Source organism: Arthrobacter sp. StoSoilB20 (assembly GCF_019977295.1).
Classification (GTDB): Bacteria; Actinomycetota; Actinomycetes; order Actinomycetales; family Micrococcaceae; genus Arthrobacter; species Arthrobacter nicotinovorans_A.
In genome coordinates this window covers 3,862,828-3,878,134 of sequence record NZ_AP024651.1, presented here as the reverse complement: position 1 = coordinate 3,878,134, position 15,307 = coordinate 3,862,828, and the positions used below count along the sequence as shown (strand labels likewise).

Below are 15,307 nucleotides of genomic sequence, written 5' to 3'. Positions count from 1 at the left end.
ACCTGTACAAAAAACCAAATGTGACTTCCACAATATGGAAACTGAATTCCCCCTTGCGGAATGCAACAAGCAGGCCTACATTTGAAAAACCCCCACAAAATGTGAGGCTGTTCACAACTGATTGGTTCAGAACAATGAAGATCCCAGACTCCGCGGCGCTGAAGGCGAGTTCGGCCCCGCAGAAGAAAAAGCGGCTGTACCAGTCGCTCTTTTTTCAAATCCTGATCGCCGTCGTCGCAGGTGTGCTCATCGGTCATTTTTGGCCGACCATTGGGTCCGCCCTTCGGCCACTGGGCGATGGATTCATTCAACTCATCAAAATGATCATCGCTCCGCTGATTTTCCTCGTGATCGTCACGGGCATCTCGGCAGTGGGCGACGTCAAAGCGGTCGGAAGGGTCGGGGTCAAAGCGCTCCTGTACTTCACCGGCGCCACTCTTTTTGCCCTTGTCTTCGGACTCATCGTAGGAAACATCGTTCAGCCTGGTGCTGGCCTTAATATCGACCCCGCTTCGCTCTCCCAGGACGCACTGGACGCCAAAACCGGTCATGCCGTCCCCAAGGACGCCGCAGCGTTCATCCTGGATGTCATTCCCGTCAGCGTGATCGGTGCTTTTGCCAACAACAGCCTGCTTCAGGTGCTGTTCTTCTCAGTCTTCTTCGGCGCGGCCATTGTGGTCATCGGCCGCGAACGCTGCCTGCCGGTCATCAGCCTCATGGAAACTGTCCTCGAACTGATCTTCAAGATCATGTCTTGGATCATGAGGGTTGCCCCCATCGGCGCCTTCGGTGCCATGGCCTTCATTATCGGCCAGTACGGGATCAGTACGCTGAGCACCTATGCGCTCCTGATAGCCGCCTGCTACGGAGCGGCCATCATCTTCATTGGCTTGCTGTTCGTAGTGGCTTGGGGCTTTGCACGCGTTCCACTATGGCAATTCCTCAAGTACACCCGCGAGGAATTCCTGCTGGCACTGGGCACCGCGTCCACAGAAGCTGTGATGCCGCGCATCATGACCAAGCTGACCAACGCCGGCTGCTCCCGTGCCACCACAGGCCTGGTGGTTCCCACCGGCTACTCGTTCAACCTCGACGGCGCCGCGATCTACCTCTCCATTTCGCTGCTGTTCCTGGCACAGGCCTTCGGGCACAACCTTGACCTCGGCCAGCAACTGGCGGCCTTGGGTGTCCTCCTCCTGACGTCCAAGGGCATGGCCGGCGTCCCCGGCTCGTCCTTCCTCGCGCTCTCCGCGACAGCCGCAGCCCTGGGTATCTTCCCGGTTGCCGGCGTCGCGCTCCTCCTTGGAGCCGACCGCCTCATGGACTCCATGCGGGTAGTGGTCAACCTGCTCGGCAACTGCGTGGCAACGTTCGTGGTGGCCAAGTGGGAAGGTCAGTTCGACCGCAGCGTCATGCTCCGTGCTTTCAACGGCGAAATCACCAACGAGGACACGGCCATCATGCTCGGCAAGGAAGAACTCTTTGCCCAGCAGGAACTGGAGCGGATCAGCGGCGGCCAGGAACCCTCACCGAAATTCCGCGGAGGCCCTGCTGCCGACGCCATCCCGCAATTCGAGATGAGCAAGAAGGGGCAATCAACCACCCCGGTCTGCCCGGACTAAACCGGATACTTTTTGTACAGCTGATGCCCTTAAGACACGGTCTTAGGGGCATTAGCTGTACAAAAACTCCTTAGAGGGGGAGCAGTTCGGAGAGGTCGGCGCGCAAGCCGGACGCCATGACCCGGTGGGTTGAAACGGCGTCCGCCCACGAAAGGGTGCCGGTGACCAACGAGAGCCAGGTGGCGGCGTCGGTCTCTATGACGTTCGGGGGAGTGCCGCGCGTGTGGCGGGGCCCCTCCACGCACTGCGTCACCCCGAACGGGGGCACACGGACTTCCACTGAATTGCCGGGCGCGCGGGCGGTGACCTCTTCCAGGGAGTAACGCACCGCCGTCGCAATCAAAGCGCGCGACGGCGGCGTCCCGGCAGCGCTGCCCGGCTCACCTTCAGTGTGGGAAGGCTCGACGGCGGCCTGCCAGGCTGCCAGCGCAGCGCGGCCCTCCGAGATATCAACGCGGCGTCGTGCAACTGCCATGGATTCTTTCCTTCTTACCTACTGGTCCGTCTTAACTACTAGTCCAGCTACTAGTCCAGCTACTAGTCCAGCAGGGCGGACACTGCATGGCCCAACCGGATCCTGCCCACCGTGCGTCCACCGCCAAGGACGGGCTCAACTACCCGTTCCAGGACGTTCGAAACTGCGGGGATGTCTACGGCGCCGCTCACGGCAAGGAGGGTCAGCCCTACCAAGGTTGTGGCGCGGAGGTTTCCGTCCAGCATCTTCACGGCTACCGTCGCGCCCGTGGGGGTGGCCAGGACCAGGACGCCCTCGGCGCCGATCTTGGCCAGGACTTCGAGTTCTTCCATGACCACGGTGTTGGATTCGCCCCGGCCCTGGACAGCCCAAGGGTAGTCCAACATGGACGTGGCAATGGTGGCCGCGCGTGCATTGGAAGATTTGTCACCGGGGGATTTGGCCAGGCGTGAATAGGCGCGGGCCAGCCCGGTCAGTGACACGGCGGCAACGGGTGCGCCGCAGCCATCGATCCCCAGGTGGGAAATGGTTTCTCCGGTGTATTCCTCAATGACGGACCGGACCCGCTGCTGAAGCGGGTGGTTCGGTTCGAGGTAGCTGCGGAGATCCCAGCCGTTCTCGGTGCAGGCCCACAGGAAGGCAGCGTGTTTGCCGGAGCAGTTGAAAGCCAGCCTGGACTCTCCGCGCTCGGACCGGACCAGCCAATTGCGGGCAGTTTCGTCCTGCGGCCAGGCGCTGGGGCACTGGAGGTTCTCTTCCTTAACGCCCGCCGCTTTGAGCATTCCCTCCACAACATCCATGTGGTCAAGGGAACCGGTGTGGCTGCCGCAGGCAACAGCAACCTGGGCGCCCCGCAAAGGCACGCCCGACTGCATGGAGGCCAGGGCCTGGAAGGGTTTGAGGGTGGAGCGGGCCAGGATGGGGGCATCGATGTCACCAAGACGGGTGACCACCGAGCCGTCACCGGCAAGAACCACGGCCGCGCCGATGTGCCGGGACTCAATAAAGCCACTTCGTTCGATCACTGCCAGTTCCACCGCAGACTCAACGTTGAACGTTTCATGCGAACTCATGGGCATAAGCCAAGTCTAGGGCGCAGCAGGGTCCGGGGAGTGACACAGCTTAGGCCGCGCGCCCTTCACAAAGTACCCTTGAAGACTGTGAAGGTACTCGTCATTGGCCCAGGCGGCCGCGAACACGCCATTGTCCGCTCTCTGCTTGAAGATCCCAACGTTTCCGAGGTCCACGCGGCCCCGGGCAACGCGGGCATCAGCAAACTCGTTCCCACCCACGCGATTGACGGGAACAACCCGGAAGCCGTGTCCGCCCTCGCCACCAAGCTGGCAGTGGACCTGGTTGTTGTAGGACCCGAGGCGCCGCTGGCTGCCGGTGTGTCCGACGCCGTCCGTGAAGCCGGGATTCCGGTCTTCGGTCCCAGCAAGGAAGCTGCCCAGCTGGAGGCTTCCAAGGCCTTCGCCAAGCAGATCATGGCCGAAGCCAACGTGCCCACGGCCATGGCCCGCGTTGCCACCAACGCCGAGGAAGCCGCCGACGCCCTGGACACCTTCGGTGCGCCCCACGTTGTTAAGGACGATGGGCTGGCAGCAGGCAAGGGCGTGGTGGTCACCAAGGACCGCGCGGAGGCCCTGGCCCATGCCCAGGCATGCTTCGACGCCGGTGGAACCGTGGTGATCGAGGAATTCCTGGACGGCCCCGAGGTTTCCCTGTTTGTCCTCTGCGACGGCCGCACCACTGTCCCGTTGTCCCCGGCACAGGACTTCAAGCGCATCTTCGACAACGACGAAGGCCCCAACACCGGTGGCATGGGCGCTTACACCCCGCTTGAATGGGCTCCGGAGGGCCTGGTCCAGGAAGTCATCGACCGCGTCGCCCAGCCCACAGTGGATGAGATGGCCCGCCGCGGCACCCCTTTCGTGGGCGTGCTGTACTGCGGCCTCGCCCTGACGTCCCGCGGCACCCGCGTCATCGAGTTCAACGTCCGCTTCGGCGATCCCGAGACCCAGGCAGTCCTCGCCCGCCTCAAGACCCCACTCGGTGCGCTGCTGCTGGCAGCTGCCAAGGGCGAACTGGACACCGCAGAAGAGCTGCGCTGGTCCAAGGACACGGCAGTCGCCGTCGTCGTGGCCGCCGAAAACTACCCGGACGCGCCCCGCACCGGCGATCGCATCCGCGGACTGAAGAAGGTTGACGAGCTGGACGGCGTCCACGTGGTCCACGCCGGCACCAAGCTGGACGACGAAGGCAAGGTGGTCTCCGCAGGCGGACGCGTCCTGGCTGTTGTGGCGCTCGGTTCGGATCTGGTGGAGGCCCGCGAGAAAGCGTACGACGGCGTGGAGCTGGTTCAGCTTGAAGGCTCACAGTTCCGTACGGACATCGGAGGCAAGGCCGCACGCGGCGAAATCCGCGTGCCGTACACCGCTACCGGCACCATTCCGAAAGTGCAGGCCTGAGCATGACTGATTCTCTTCCCACCGGCGGTTTCGAGACCGAGACCCTGGATCTTCCAGGCTGGACCCACGTCTACTCCGGAAAGGTCCGGGACCTCTACGTTCCGGCAGATGAGGCCATCACGGAGAAGATCGGCCAGGAGTGCGTGCTGGTTGTGGCCAGTGACCGCATCAGCGCCTACGATCACGTTCTGAGCAGCGAGATCCCGGACAAGGGCCGTGTCCTGACGCAGCTGAGCCTGTGGTGGTTCGACCAGTTGGAGGTTGAGCACCACGTGCTGGCCTCCACGGTTGAGGGTGGCGTACCTGCCGCCGTCGAGGGCCGGGCCATGATTTGCAAGAAGCTGGATATGTTCCCGGTGGAGTGCATTGCCCGCGGCTACCTCACTGGCTCCGGCCTGGTGGAGTACAAGGAACACGGCACGGTCTGCGAGATCCCGCTGCCCGAGGGCCTGGTGGACGGTTCCCGCCTGGACAAGGCATTGTTCACGCCGTCGGCAAAGGCCGAGGTGGGCGAGCACGACGTCAACATCACCTACGACGACGTCGTTGCCATGGTGGGCGACGATATCGCAGCCCGCCTGAGCGAGCTCACACTGAAGATCTACACCCGCGCCGAGGAGATCGCCCGTGAACGCGGCATCATCCTGGCCGACACCAAGGTGGAGTTCGGCATTGACGCAGCAACGGGCATCATCACCCTGGGCGACGAAGTCCTCACCCCGGATTCGTCACGCTTCTGGGATGCGTCCACTTACGCGCCGGGCAAGTCGCAGCCGTCCTATGACAAGCAGTATGTCCGCGACTGGCTGACCTCCGCCGAGTCGGGTTGGGACAAGTCCTCCGACACTCCGCCGCCGGCGTTGCCCGCTGAGGTAGTGGAGCGCACCCGTGCACGCTACGTTGAGGCATACGAGAAACTTACGGGCCGCACCTTCGCATAGAGGCACCCAACTGAGTCGCAGTTAAGCGCGTTTTGACCCCTCAAAACGCGCTTAATTGCGACTTACTTGGTTAATCAGGCTTGGGGTTGGATCAGGCTTGCGAGTGTTCTTTCGCGGCACGGCGCTCGGCCAGGCGGATCTCCAGGACTGCATCCATTGCTTGCTGGACCCTGTCCGAGGCTCCGGCCGCGCTGAAATCATGCTGCGCCTCTTCAAGGAACTGGAGTGCCTCAGAGGCTTCGCCGGCTGCTTTGAGCGACTTGCCCAGCAACAGCGAGACTTCCCCCGCGGTGTGCTTGGCCAGGACCTTGCGGTCTGCATGAATTTCGCGGAGCTTCCCGACGGCGGCCGGAATGTCACCGGTCAGGTACAGCCAGCGTGCGCGGATGAAGGCGACCTCCAGCTGGTCCGTCTTGTTCCCGCCCACAATGGACAACGCGAGTTCTGCACGTTCAATGGCGGAGAGCGTTTCCGGCTCCACGATGCCGGAGGAAAGCCGGACCGCCGCTGAAGCCTTGTTGAACCGGGCCCACAGCTCAATGTCGTTGGCGGGGGAGAGGAGCTTGGCTGCGCGCTCGTGGTGCTTGATGCCCTCCACGTAGTCGTGGCGCATGAAGGCTACGTTGCCCACCACCCAGGCCACCTCGCCGGCTAGTTGGGACATGGAGTGCTCGTCCATGTGCTCGATCATGGCCAGGCAGTACTCCCAGGCCTCATCAAGCTTGCCGCTCTCGGCAAGTGCACCAATCAGTGCGCGGTGCGCACCGATGATGAGCGTGGATCCCTTGGGCAGTTGCTCGGACAGCTTTACTGCCTGCTTTGCATGCTCGACGGCGGTGGCCAGCTGACCTTGTCCGTGACACACAGCGGCAAGCATCTGCCAGGCGCGCACTCCAAGGCCTGCGGATTCCGTGGCCATGGGGTGCTCCAGGAGGTGCTCAACAATCTGCTGGCATTCCTTCAATTGGCCTTGCTTCATGACGCACTCGGCCTGCATGTACGTCATGTTCCACCAGGCGCTGTTGTTCTTGGCTTCGAGGGCAATCTGCGCGGCGGTGGCTGCATGGCTGGCGGCGAGTTGGTAGTCGCGAAGATCCCAGGCTTGCCGGGCATACAGGCCGGCAAGGACGTACTCCGCGTCACTCACGGAAACGGGTTGGCTCCACGCTTCCAGGGCCTTCGGAGCGAGTTCGAGCCTGCGTGCAAGCTCTTCGATGACCTCGGCCGTGGGTTCACGGCGGCCGGTCTCAAGCAGCGAAATGTAGCTGGGCGAATACAGGTTTTTGCCGAGCTCAGCCTGCGTTAACCCACGTTCGAGCCGTTCGGCACGTAGCTTCTCGCCGAATCCGTTTCCCACGGGTCCCTCCTACAGGTGTCTTTTGACCAAAACCTTGACAGTCTCTGTGGAAAACATTTTACAATGTATGTCAACAGGGACCGTGCAATTTCCGTAACGAATCCGACTCGCATTGGGGTACAACATCATGTTCAAGAAAATCATCGCTTCAGTGGCCGTGGCGGGCGCACTGACGTTCGCGGTTGCGGCTCCCGGTGTAGTCTCTGCTGCTCCTGCTGCAGATTCAAACACAGTAAGCGCCATTGGTAACTGGCCGGATCCGATGCGTGTGGCGGCGCCGACCAAGTCAACCGACACCACGTACACGCCGATGTCCATTGGTAACTGGCCCGACCCTATGTAAAGCAATTGTAGTTAAGAAAACCCCGGGGCGTGACGAGCGATGCCCCGGGGTTTCTTTTTGCCCTGGCAGATTGGAAATCCCCTGCCATCTCTTGAGTACAGCGATAGTGGAGGGAACACAAAAGAGGGCCTTCCAATGGAAGACCCTCTTTGTTTGGTCGGGATGACAGGATTTGAACCTGCGACCTCTTCGTCCCGAACGAAGCGCGCTACCAAGCTGCGCTACATCCCGATCCGCTGCGAAAGCAACTGTTCAAGAATAGCCGAAACGTCCCGTGATGCGAAATCGAGGAGCCGGTGTCCCTTGTCACAGCCGCGAGGCAGCGGAAGCTACACCAGCGAGTCGCGCCACGCTCCGTGCAGTTGGGCAAACCGCCCGCCGCCACTGATCAGCTGGGCGGGTGTTCCGTCTTCCACAATCCGGCCGTCATGGACCACCAACACCCTGTCGGCTGTCTCCACGGTGGAGAGGCGGTGGGCGATGATGATTGCCGTCCTGGCCCCTCTGCCACCGGCCACTCCTTCCAGCAGGTTGGACAGTCCTTGCTGCACCATGCGCTCGGAAGGAATGTCCAGGGAGGAGGTTGCCTCATCAAGGATCAGCACGGCCGGCGCGGCCAGGAAGGCGCGGGCGAAACCGATGAGCTGGCGCTGGCCTGAGGACACCCGCCCACCGCGCTTGTTGACGTCCGTGTCGTAGCCCTCGGGGAGGCTCATGATGAACTCGTGCGCACCCACCGCTGCAGCGGCCGCCTCAATCTCAGCCCGCGACGCTTCCGGCCGGCCCAGTGCGATGTTGTCGGCAACGGAGCCGCTGAACAGGAATGCTTCCTGTGTCACCATCACCACGGCGCGGCGGAGGTCGGTGGTGGACAGGTCCCTGAGGTCCACGCCGTCCAGCGTGATCGCGCCGGAGGTGACGTCGTAGAAGCGGGCCACGAGCTTAGCCAACGTTGACTTCCCCGCGCCCGTTTGGCCCACCAAAGCAACGGTTTGCCCTGCCGGTATGTGCAGGTCGAGCTTGGGAACAACAACCTTGCCATCGCTATAGCCAAACTCCACGGCCTTGAAGTCGATTTCGCCGCGGGAGCTCTTCAGCGCCACAGGGTTCTTGGGCGGACGGACGGTAGGAACTTCCTCAAGGAGTCCGGACACCTTTTCCAATGCTGCCTGTGCGCTCTGGAAGGAGTTGTAGAACATGGCCATCTGGTCCACGGGTTGGAAGAAGCGCTTGGTGGACAGGATCAGTGCCAGCAGGACGCCGACAGCCAAGTCGCCACTGAGCACCCGGAAACCGCCGAATAGCAGGACCACGGCGACGCAGACGTTGCCGATCAACACCAGGCCAGGCTGGAAGATGCCGTTCAGGTTGATGGAGCGGACGGTGTTCTTGCGGTAATCCTCGGCCAGTTCGCCGTACCGGGAGGCATTCTCGCGCTCCTTGCGGAAAGCCTTCACCGCGCGGATTCCGGTCATGGTTTCCACGAAGTGGACGATCAGGCGGGCTGAGACCACGCGGGACTCACGGAAGGCTATCTGCGAATGCTTTTGGTACCAGCGGGCCAGGAAGAACATGGGCACGCCGGCTGCCAGGACGATCAGTCCGCTCCGCCAGTCAAGGGCAAAGATGGTGAAGGCGGTGAACACCATGAACAGCATGCCGGAGGCCAGGGAGCTGACACCGGAATCCAGGAGTTCCCGGAGCGCTTCAAGATCAGAGGTCTGACGGGCGATGATCCGGCCGGACGTGTATTTCTCGTGGAACTCAAGGCTCAGCCGTTGGGTATGCCGGAAAACCCTCAAGCGAAGATCCAGCAGCATGGCTTGGCTTAGCCGGGCAGTGGAGGTCACGTACAGCGCCGTCATTCCAGCTGTGGCAATCGCAGCTGCCAGATAGAGGGAACCAGCAAGAACCAAGGGGCCGTTGTCACCCGCCTGCAGCGCAGGGAGGGCGTTGTCGATCCCAAAGGCGATCAGTGCAGGTCCGGCAACCCGGGTGAGCTGCGAGACCACCACCATGACGATCGTCATCCAGAAATGCAACCGTACCGGGCGGATGAGCGAAGCAAGCAAGGTGAGCGACCGGCGTCGTACGGCTTTGCTGTCTGCTTTGGTGAGGAGCGTGTTGTCCTCGTTGGCGGTTCCAAACGTTGCGGCACTCACCGGCGGGCCTCCTCAGCTTCTTCGAGCTCGTCCAGTTCGGTGTCCAGGTCCTTGGGACCGGCGTCCAAGCTGGCAATGACGTAGCGGTAGTGATCGTTTTCGGCCAAGAGTTCCGTATGGGTCCCGACGGCGGTGATGGTTCCGTTTTCGAGCAAGGCCACCCGGTCGGCCAGTGCCACCGTGGAAGGGCGGTGTGCGACGATCAACGTGGTGGTGTCGCGGAGTACCTGGCGCAGCCGGGCCTCAACCCGTTCCTCGGTGTTCACATCCAAGGCCGACAACGGATCATCCAGCACCAGGACCTTTGGCTTGGCCGCGATGGCCCGGGCCAGTGCAATGCGCTGGCGCTGGCCGCCGGAGAGGTTCAACCCCTCTTCGCCGATCAGTGTGTCCACGCCATCGGGCAATGAGTAGGCAAACTGGGCCTGCGCCACGTCCAAGGCTTCGTCCAAGGCAGCGTCGCTGGGATCGGGAGCGCCGAGGAGCACGTTGTCCCGCACGGAGCTGGAGAACAGCGTGGTGTCCTCGAAAGCCACGGCCACTATCCTGCGAAGCTCCTCAACGTCGTAATCGCGGACATCAACGCCGTCGATCGTCACTGCACCTTCGGTGACGTCATACAAGCGGGGGACCAGTTGGAGCATGGCGCTCTTGCCGCTGCCAGTGATGCCCACCAAGGCCATGGTCTCGCCGGGACGGATATCCAGGGTGAGGTCGTGCAAAAGCGAGCCGCCGTCGTCGAACCAGAAACCCGCATGCTCAAAGCGCAAGGCGCCCTTTACCGTCTCCGGTACCGCGGCCTGGTCCGGCGAAGTGATGGTGTTCTCCGTGTCCATGACCTCGAAGTGGCGGTCCAAGGCGGTCTTCGCGGTCAGGGCCATGGCCAGGAGCATGCCGGAGAATTCCACTGGCGTGGCCACAACAGCGGCGGTGGCGAAGAATGCCACCAGCGAGCCGATGCTCAACTGACCGCTGGACGCGAGCATGATGCCCACCACCAGCCCGACGCCCAGCGCCAGCTCGGGAAGCAGCGTGACCACCAGTGTGAAACCGGCTTGCTGCTTGGCTTTCGCGATCTCGGTCTGACGAAGCTCCTCAGCCTGTCCGTTGAAGTTCTCCAGTGCCTCACGGCTCCGGCCAAAGGCCTTCAGGACGCGGATGCCGTGGACGGATTCCTCAACGGTGGTGGCGAGGTCGCCGGCCTGGTCCTGGCTGAGGCGGGTGACCAGGCTGAAGCGGCGGCGGAAGCGGAAGGAGTTGATCATGATCGGCACGGCCGCGCCCAGGAAGATCAACGCCAGCTGCCAACTCATGGAGAACATCACGCCGACGCCGATGATCACCGTCAGCGTGGTGACCACCAGCATGATCGCACCAAAGGCCATCCAGCGGCGCAGGAAGCTCAGGTCCGTCATGGCCCGGGAGAGCAGCTGGCCCGAGCCCCAACGGTCGTGAAACGCCACGGTGAGCTCTTGCAGGTGGCCGTACAGGGTCACCCGCATCCTGGTCTCAACCGTGGTGGCCGGGTTGATGACGAACTGCCGGCGCAACGCCACCAGTCCCGCTTCAGCAACACCCAACGCAAGAATCACGACGGCGGCAATCCAGACTGCGTCCGTGGAACCGCCGGGCTGCAAGGAGTTGTTGACGAGGACGCGCAGGACCTGCGGAATCGTCAGCGCAACAATGCTCGCGAGCAAGGCGCAGATCAGGCCCATGAAAAGGCGGGGGAGGATGGGCCGCACATGAGGGTACAGGCGGCCGACGGAGGTGAAAAATGACGTTTGCTTGGACATGCCCGCTTCTCAACAGCTGGATCTTCAGATGGTGCGGAGGTAGTTTCCCGTAGCAACTACCCTATGCCATGGCGTGATTCGTTTCACAGGAGAACGCAACGTCGGTGAAATGTTTGACCCAGTTATTGAGGATCGTAATGATCCTGCGGCGTTTAGCTGCGTGCCGTGAGGGTGAGTAGGACTGCCTCGGGGCGGCAGGCGATCCGGACTGGCGCGAAACGCGACGTACCGATACCGCCGGAGACGTTCACCGGCGTCGTGAATTCCTTGCTTTCCCAGTCGTGGAGGCCCTTGGCACGCCAAGTCGGGAGATCACAATTGGAGACGAGGGCGCCGTAGCCGGGGATGCAGATCTGGCCGCCGTGCGTGTGGCCCGCGAGGATCAGGTCTGCCCCGGCTTCGGTGAAGTGGTCCAGCACGCGCTGGTACGGAGCGTGGATCACAGCGACCTTCAGGTGGCGGCGCGCATCCTGATTCACGGTTCCACGGGGCCAACCGGCGTACCGCTCGCGTTTGAGGTGGGGATCATCGACGCCGGAGAAATCGAACCTGAGTCCATTCAGGACCACCGACTGGGCGCGGTTGGTCAGATCGATCCAACCACCCATACCGAACGCAGAGCGGAGCTTTGGCCAATCGAGTTTGACGGGGTCCTTCTTGTGCCTCGATGGTCCGCGGAAGTAGCCGGCAGGATTCTTGATCCGCGGGGCGTAGTAGTCGTTGGATCCGGGAACGAACACGCCGGGGAACTCCAAGAGCGGACGCAGGGCCTGGATCAGGGGATCAATGGCCTTTGCATGGCTCAGGTTGTCGCCAGTATTGACCACGAGGTCGGGCTTCAGCTCAGCCAGGGACTCAAGCCACTGGGCCTTCTTGTCCTGACCCGGGACGAAGTGGATGTCACTGAGGTGCAGGATACGGAACGGCGCCGAACCCTCAGGGAGGATTGGCAACGTTTCCTGACGGACCTCAAATTGGTCCTTCTCCCACCAGCCATACGCGGCGGCTGCTGCGCCGGCTGTTGCACCAAGGGCTGTAGTGACGGCGAAACCGCGCCCGACGGTACGGACGCGGTTTGCCAGTGAATCACGGAAGGACATGCTTAGCCCTTGTTGCCGTTGCCATTATTGCCATTGTTCCCGTTGCCGCTGTTTCCGTTGTTGGAGGGCGGGGCCGGGTTCTGCGTGGTGGGCGCCGGTGTCGTGTTGCGCTGCGGGGCAGCCGTGCCCAACAGGTTGGACGGAGGTGCCGGGAACGGGTTGGTTCCGTATGCAGGAGCCACAGACAACATGTAGTTGGTGAACTGCGGACCGGCAATCATGTAACCGTCAATGGACTGGTAGAACTGGCCGTTGATGGTCAGGTTACGTCCGGGGCGGAGCTGGTTGTCCAGCGGATCACCGAACCACGAAGCCGTGGCCAGGCCGGTGGTGTAGCCAACAACCCAGGTTGAGCCGTTGGAGTCGTTGGTACCGGTCTTGGCAGCCACCGGGAAGTTCTTGGAGTTCAGGGCTGGGCGGATCAGCGAACCCGAACCTTCATCCAGCACCTTCCCCATTGCGTACGCAACACCACGGGCAACCTCAGGTTTGACGGCATCCTTGCAGTTGGATGACTGGGCAGGCAATTCAGCGCCCGACTGGTCCTTCACCGACGTGATGGCAATCGGCTCACAGTATTTACCGTCAGCAGCGAAGGTCGCAAAAGCAGCCGCCATGGTCAGGGGTGCAGTCTGCGTAGCGCCGATCAGGTTGGACAGTGTGGTCATCGGAACCTTGGGGTTCGGGTCAGTGACCTTGCCCGCTTCATCACGGGTCGGGAGTCCACCGTGGATTCCGGTGGCATCCACAATGCCCTGGATTCCACACAGGTCCACCTGGGAAGCCGAGGCAAACGTCGCGGTGTTGATGGAGTTCATGAGCCCGTACAGGACGGTCATGTTCCGGTAGTAGCCCTCATCCGAGTTCTGGAGGTCGAAGCTACCGGCCACGTTCCTGTCGTAGAAACCATTGACCGGCGTGGGACAGGTGTTACGCCACGGAAAGTTGACTCCATACTTTCGCACGCTCGCGTTGATGGTGGTATTCATCGACTTGCCCTCGTTGAGCCATTGGGCGAACGTGAACGGCTTCATCGTCGAGCCAGGCTGGAAGCCACCGATGCCGTTGAGGTCATTGCCGTCGGCATCCAGGACGTCAACGTTGAAGTTCTGGGTTTGATCGAACTTGCCCTCTTGAGGGAGCCATACGGTGTTCTGGGCCATGCTCACGATCTGGCCCGTGCCCGGCTGGACCGACGTGATGGACGCGCCCCACTTGTCCGGGTTGGCGCCGGCAGTGGCATCAACCTGCTGCTGGGCTACGGTCTGGGCCGTCGGATCGAGGGTGGTCTGGATGGTGAGGCCGCCACGCTGGACGCGCTTGATGCGCTCGTCCGTGGTGTCGCCGTACGCCGGGTTGTTGAAAAGAAGGTGCAGGACGTAGTCACAGAAGTACGGCGCCATGGTGGCATAGGCGCAGCCTTGGCGGGCCGGGGTGACCTTGGTGGTGACCGGTGTTGCTACGGCTTCGTCGTACTGGGCCTGGGTGATCTTGTGCTGGTTCACCATTGCGGCGAGTACAAGGTCGCGGCGCTTCTTCGCGTTGTCCGGGTTGGCGATGGGATCGAAGGCCGAGGGGCTGTTCACGAGGCCGGCCAGGAGGGCGGCCTGCGGAAGTGTCAGGTCCTTGGCGGTGGTGCTGAAGAAGAACTTGGAAGCAGCTTCGATTCCGTAGGCGTCACGGTTGAAGAACACGATGTTGAGGTAGCCCTCAAGGATCTGTTCCTTGGAGAACTTCTTCTCCAGGGCGATGGCGAGCTTCATTTCGCGGAGCTTGTCGCCCACGCCCTTGTCGCCGCCGTTGAGTTTGACGTCTTCTTCGCGGTCGGACGCCACCAGGGACTCGTTGATGACGTTGTTCACGTACTGCTGCGTGATGGTGGACGCGCCCTGCTTGTTGCCGCGGGCGGTGCTGACGATGGCTCGCATGATGCCGGTGGTGTCGATACCACCGTGCTCATAGAAACGGCTGTCCTCGATCGCGATGACAGCGTCCTTGATGAACGGGCTCATGGAGTCCAGCGGAACCTTGGTCCGGTTCTCCGCGTAAATCGAGGCGATCGGCGTACCGTCCTTCGCCAGGATCGTGGTGTTCTGGCTGGGCGGATCCACCTGCAGTTCCGCCGGCAGAGTGTCAAAGAACTGAATTGAACCACTGGCGGCACTGCCCGAAACGGCGGCTGCGGGGACCAAAAGGCCCGCCACGAGGACGCCACAAATCGCGCTCACACCAAGGAAGCCTAGAATCTTTCCGAGGGTGGTGGCAGTGTCGAATAGTGGGTTCTTGCGAGTCACCATGTTTTCCAGTTTACCGGCACGGGCTAGGCTTTCTGTCATGACCAAATGGGAGTACGCCACGATTCCGCTCATTATTCACGCCACGAAGCAGATCCTGGACCAGTGGGGCGAAGACGGCTGGGAGCTTGTCCAGGTTGTCGGAGGCCCCGATGGCAAAGGCCTTGTTGCATACCTGAAGAGGGAGAAGCAGTAACCATGACAACCCCCGCAGAAACCACGTCTCCCGCGGAATCCGGCGCCCCCACATCCGCTGTGGAGCAGCGCCTGGCTGAGCTCGGACTGACTCTTTCCGAGGTCGCCGCACCTGTGGCGGACTACGTTCCCGCCATCGTCTCCGGCAACTACGTTTACACGTCCGGACAGCTGCCCTTTATTAACGGCAAACTCGAAGCCAAGGGCAAAGTTTCCCTCGGCGAGTTGGGCGCGTCCGACGAACCCACCGTGGATCCCGAAGACGCCAAGCGCTACGCCGCCGTCTGCGCCATCAACGCCCTGGCCGCCGTCAAGAGCGTCATCGGCGATCTTGACCGCGTGACCCGCATCGTCAAGGTAGTTGGCTTCGTAGCCTCGGAACCCACCTTCACCGGCCAGCCCGGCGTTATCAACGGTGCATCCGAACTTCTGGGCCAGGTATTTGGCGACGCCGGCAAGCACGCACGCTCCGCCGTCGGCGTTTCTGTCCTGCCGCTCGACTCTCCTGTCGAAGTCGAACTCATCGCTGAATTCAGCTAAGGAACCGGTTC

General features: G+C 62.1%; 13 protein-coding genes and 1 tRNA gene. 6 read left to right on the top strand and 8 right to left on the bottom strand.

From position 1 onward, the window contains the following. The first annotated feature begins 134 nt into the window (after positions 1-134). Positions 135-1,622: a cation:dicarboxylase symporter family transporter gene (locus LDN85_RS17580; protein WP_223943681.1), complete on the top strand. Its 1,488-nt coding sequence runs from the start codon at positions 135-137 to the stop codon at positions 1,620-1,622. Positions 1,623-1,692: 70 nt separating this feature from the next. On the opposite strand, the gene LDN85_RS17575 is transcribed toward LDN85_RS17580, so the two are convergent. After that, positions 1,693-2,097, bottom strand: coding sequence for a sterol carrier family protein (locus LDN85_RS17575; RefSeq protein WP_223943680.1), 405 nt, complete (start codon positions 2,095-2,097; stop codon positions 1,693-1,695). Positions 2,098-2,159: 62 nt separating this feature from the next. Then, positions 2,160-3,176, bottom strand: a complete 1,017-nt coding sequence (locus LDN85_RS17570) for an asparaginase (protein WP_026541401.1) — start codon at positions 3,174-3,176, stop codon at positions 2,160-2,162. Positions 3,177-3,257: 81 nt separating this feature from the next. Between LDN85_RS17570 and purD the strand changes: the two genes are divergently transcribed. Together purD and LDN85_RS17560 are read left to right on the top strand one after the other, a co-directional pair. Beyond that, positions 3,258-4,568: a phosphoribosylamine--glycine ligase gene (purD, locus tag LDN85_RS17565; RefSeq protein WP_026546562.1), complete on the top strand. Its 1,311-nt coding sequence runs from the start codon at positions 3,258-3,260 to the stop codon at positions 4,566-4,568. A 2-nt stretch (positions 4,569-4,570) separates the two neighbouring features. Continuing rightward, complete coding sequence (locus LDN85_RS17560) at positions 4,571-5,509, top strand: phosphoribosylaminoimidazolesuccinocarboxamide synthase (protein WP_026541399.1); 939 nt, start codon at positions 4,571-4,573, stop codon at positions 5,507-5,509. Positions 5,510-5,600: 91 nt separating this feature from the next. On the opposite strand, the gene LDN85_RS17555 is transcribed toward LDN85_RS17560, so the two are convergent. Further along, complete coding sequence (locus LDN85_RS17555) at positions 5,601-6,866, bottom strand: helix-turn-helix transcriptional regulator (RefSeq protein WP_026541398.1); 1,266 nt, start codon at positions 6,864-6,866, stop codon at positions 5,601-5,603. Between the two features lie 127 nt (positions 6,867-6,993). Between LDN85_RS17555 and LDN85_RS17550 the strand changes: the two genes are divergently transcribed. Next, positions 6,994-7,209 carry a hypothetical protein gene (locus tag LDN85_RS17550; RefSeq protein ID WP_223943679.1) on the top strand — a complete coding sequence of 72 codons (216 nt, stop codon included), beginning with the start codon at positions 6,994-6,996 and terminating at the stop codon, positions 7,207-7,209. 154 nt (positions 7,210-7,363) lie between these two features. Here LDN85_RS17550 and LDN85_RS17545 read toward each other — a convergent pair. From LDN85_RS17545 to LDN85_RS17525, 5 genes are all read right to left on the bottom strand, one after another. Then, a tRNA-Pro gene (locus LDN85_RS17545) sits at positions 7,364-7,440 on the bottom strand. Between the two features lie 98 nt (positions 7,441-7,538). Beyond that, positions 7,539-9,371 carry an ABC transporter ATP-binding protein gene (locus LDN85_RS17540; protein WP_223943678.1) on the bottom strand — a complete coding sequence of 611 codons (1,833 nt, stop codon included), beginning with the start codon at positions 9,369-9,371 and terminating at the stop codon, positions 7,539-7,541. Further along, positions 9,368-11,167, bottom strand: coding sequence for an ABC transporter ATP-binding protein (locus LDN85_RS17535; RefSeq protein WP_223943677.1), 1,800 nt, complete (start codon positions 11,165-11,167; stop codon positions 9,368-9,370). Before LDN85_RS17535 ends, LDN85_RS17540 begins: the two co-directional genes overlap by 4 nt. Before the next feature lie 152 nt (positions 11,168-11,319). Next, complete coding sequence (locus tag LDN85_RS17530) at positions 11,320-12,267, bottom strand: metallophosphoesterase (protein ID WP_223943676.1); 948 nt, start codon at positions 12,265-12,267, stop codon at positions 11,320-11,322. A 2-nt stretch (positions 12,268-12,269) separates the two neighbouring features. Further along, on the bottom strand, positions 12,270-14,564 hold the full coding sequence (locus LDN85_RS17525) for a transglycosylase domain-containing protein (protein WP_223943675.1): 2,295 nt from the start codon (positions 14,562-14,564) through the stop codon (positions 12,270-12,272). Positions 14,565-14,601: 37 nt separating this feature from the next. Between LDN85_RS17525 and LDN85_RS17520 the strand changes: the two genes are divergently transcribed. Next, positions 14,602-14,757, top strand: a complete 156-nt coding sequence (locus LDN85_RS17520; RefSeq protein ID WP_011775990.1) for a DUF4177 domain-containing protein — start codon at positions 14,602-14,604, stop codon at positions 14,755-14,757. Between the two features lie 2 nt (positions 14,758-14,759). Continuing rightward, positions 14,760-15,296 (top strand): RidA family protein, encoded by a 537-nt coding sequence (locus tag LDN85_RS17515; protein WP_223943674.1) that lies wholly within the window; start codon positions 14,760-14,762, stop codon positions 15,294-15,296. Positions 15,297-15,307: the final 11 nt, after the last annotated feature.

Coding starts and splice junctions, on each gene's coding strand:
- LDN85_RS17580 (WP_223943681.1), top strand. CDS start 135: ATGAAGATCCCAGACTCCGCGGCGCTGAAGGCGAGTTCGGCCCCGCAG.
- LDN85_RS17575 (WP_223943680.1), bottom strand. CDS start 2,097: ATGGCAGTTGCACGACGCCGCGTTGATATCTCGGAGGGCCGCGCTGCG.
- LDN85_RS17570 (WP_026541401.1), bottom strand. CDS start 3,176: ATGCCCATGAGTTCGCATGAAACGTTCAACGTTGAGTCTGCGGTGGAA.
- LDN85_RS17560 (WP_026541399.1), top strand. CDS start 4,571: ATGACTGATTCTCTTCCCACCGGCGGTTTCGAGACCGAGACCCTGGAT.
- LDN85_RS17550 (WP_223943679.1), top strand. CDS start 6,994: ATGTTCAAGAAAATCATCGCTTCAGTGGCCGTGGCGGGCGCACTGACG.
- LDN85_RS17535 (WP_223943677.1), bottom strand. CDS start 11,167: ATGTCCAAGCAAACGTCATTTTTCACCTCCGTCGGCCGCCTGTACCCT.
- LDN85_RS17530 (WP_223943676.1), bottom strand. CDS start 12,267: ATGTCCTTCCGTGATTCACTGGCAAACCGCGTCCGTACCGTCGGGCGC.
- LDN85_RS17525 (WP_223943675.1), bottom strand. CDS start 14,564: ATGGTGACTCGCAAGAACCCACTATTCGACACTGCCACCACCCTCGGA.
- LDN85_RS17520 (WP_011775990.1), top strand. CDS start 14,602: ATGACCAAATGGGAGTACGCCACGATTCCGCTCATTATTCACGCCACG.
- LDN85_RS17515 (WP_223943674.1), top strand. CDS start 14,760: ATGACAACCCCCGCAGAAACCACGTCTCCCGCGGAATCCGGCGCCCCC.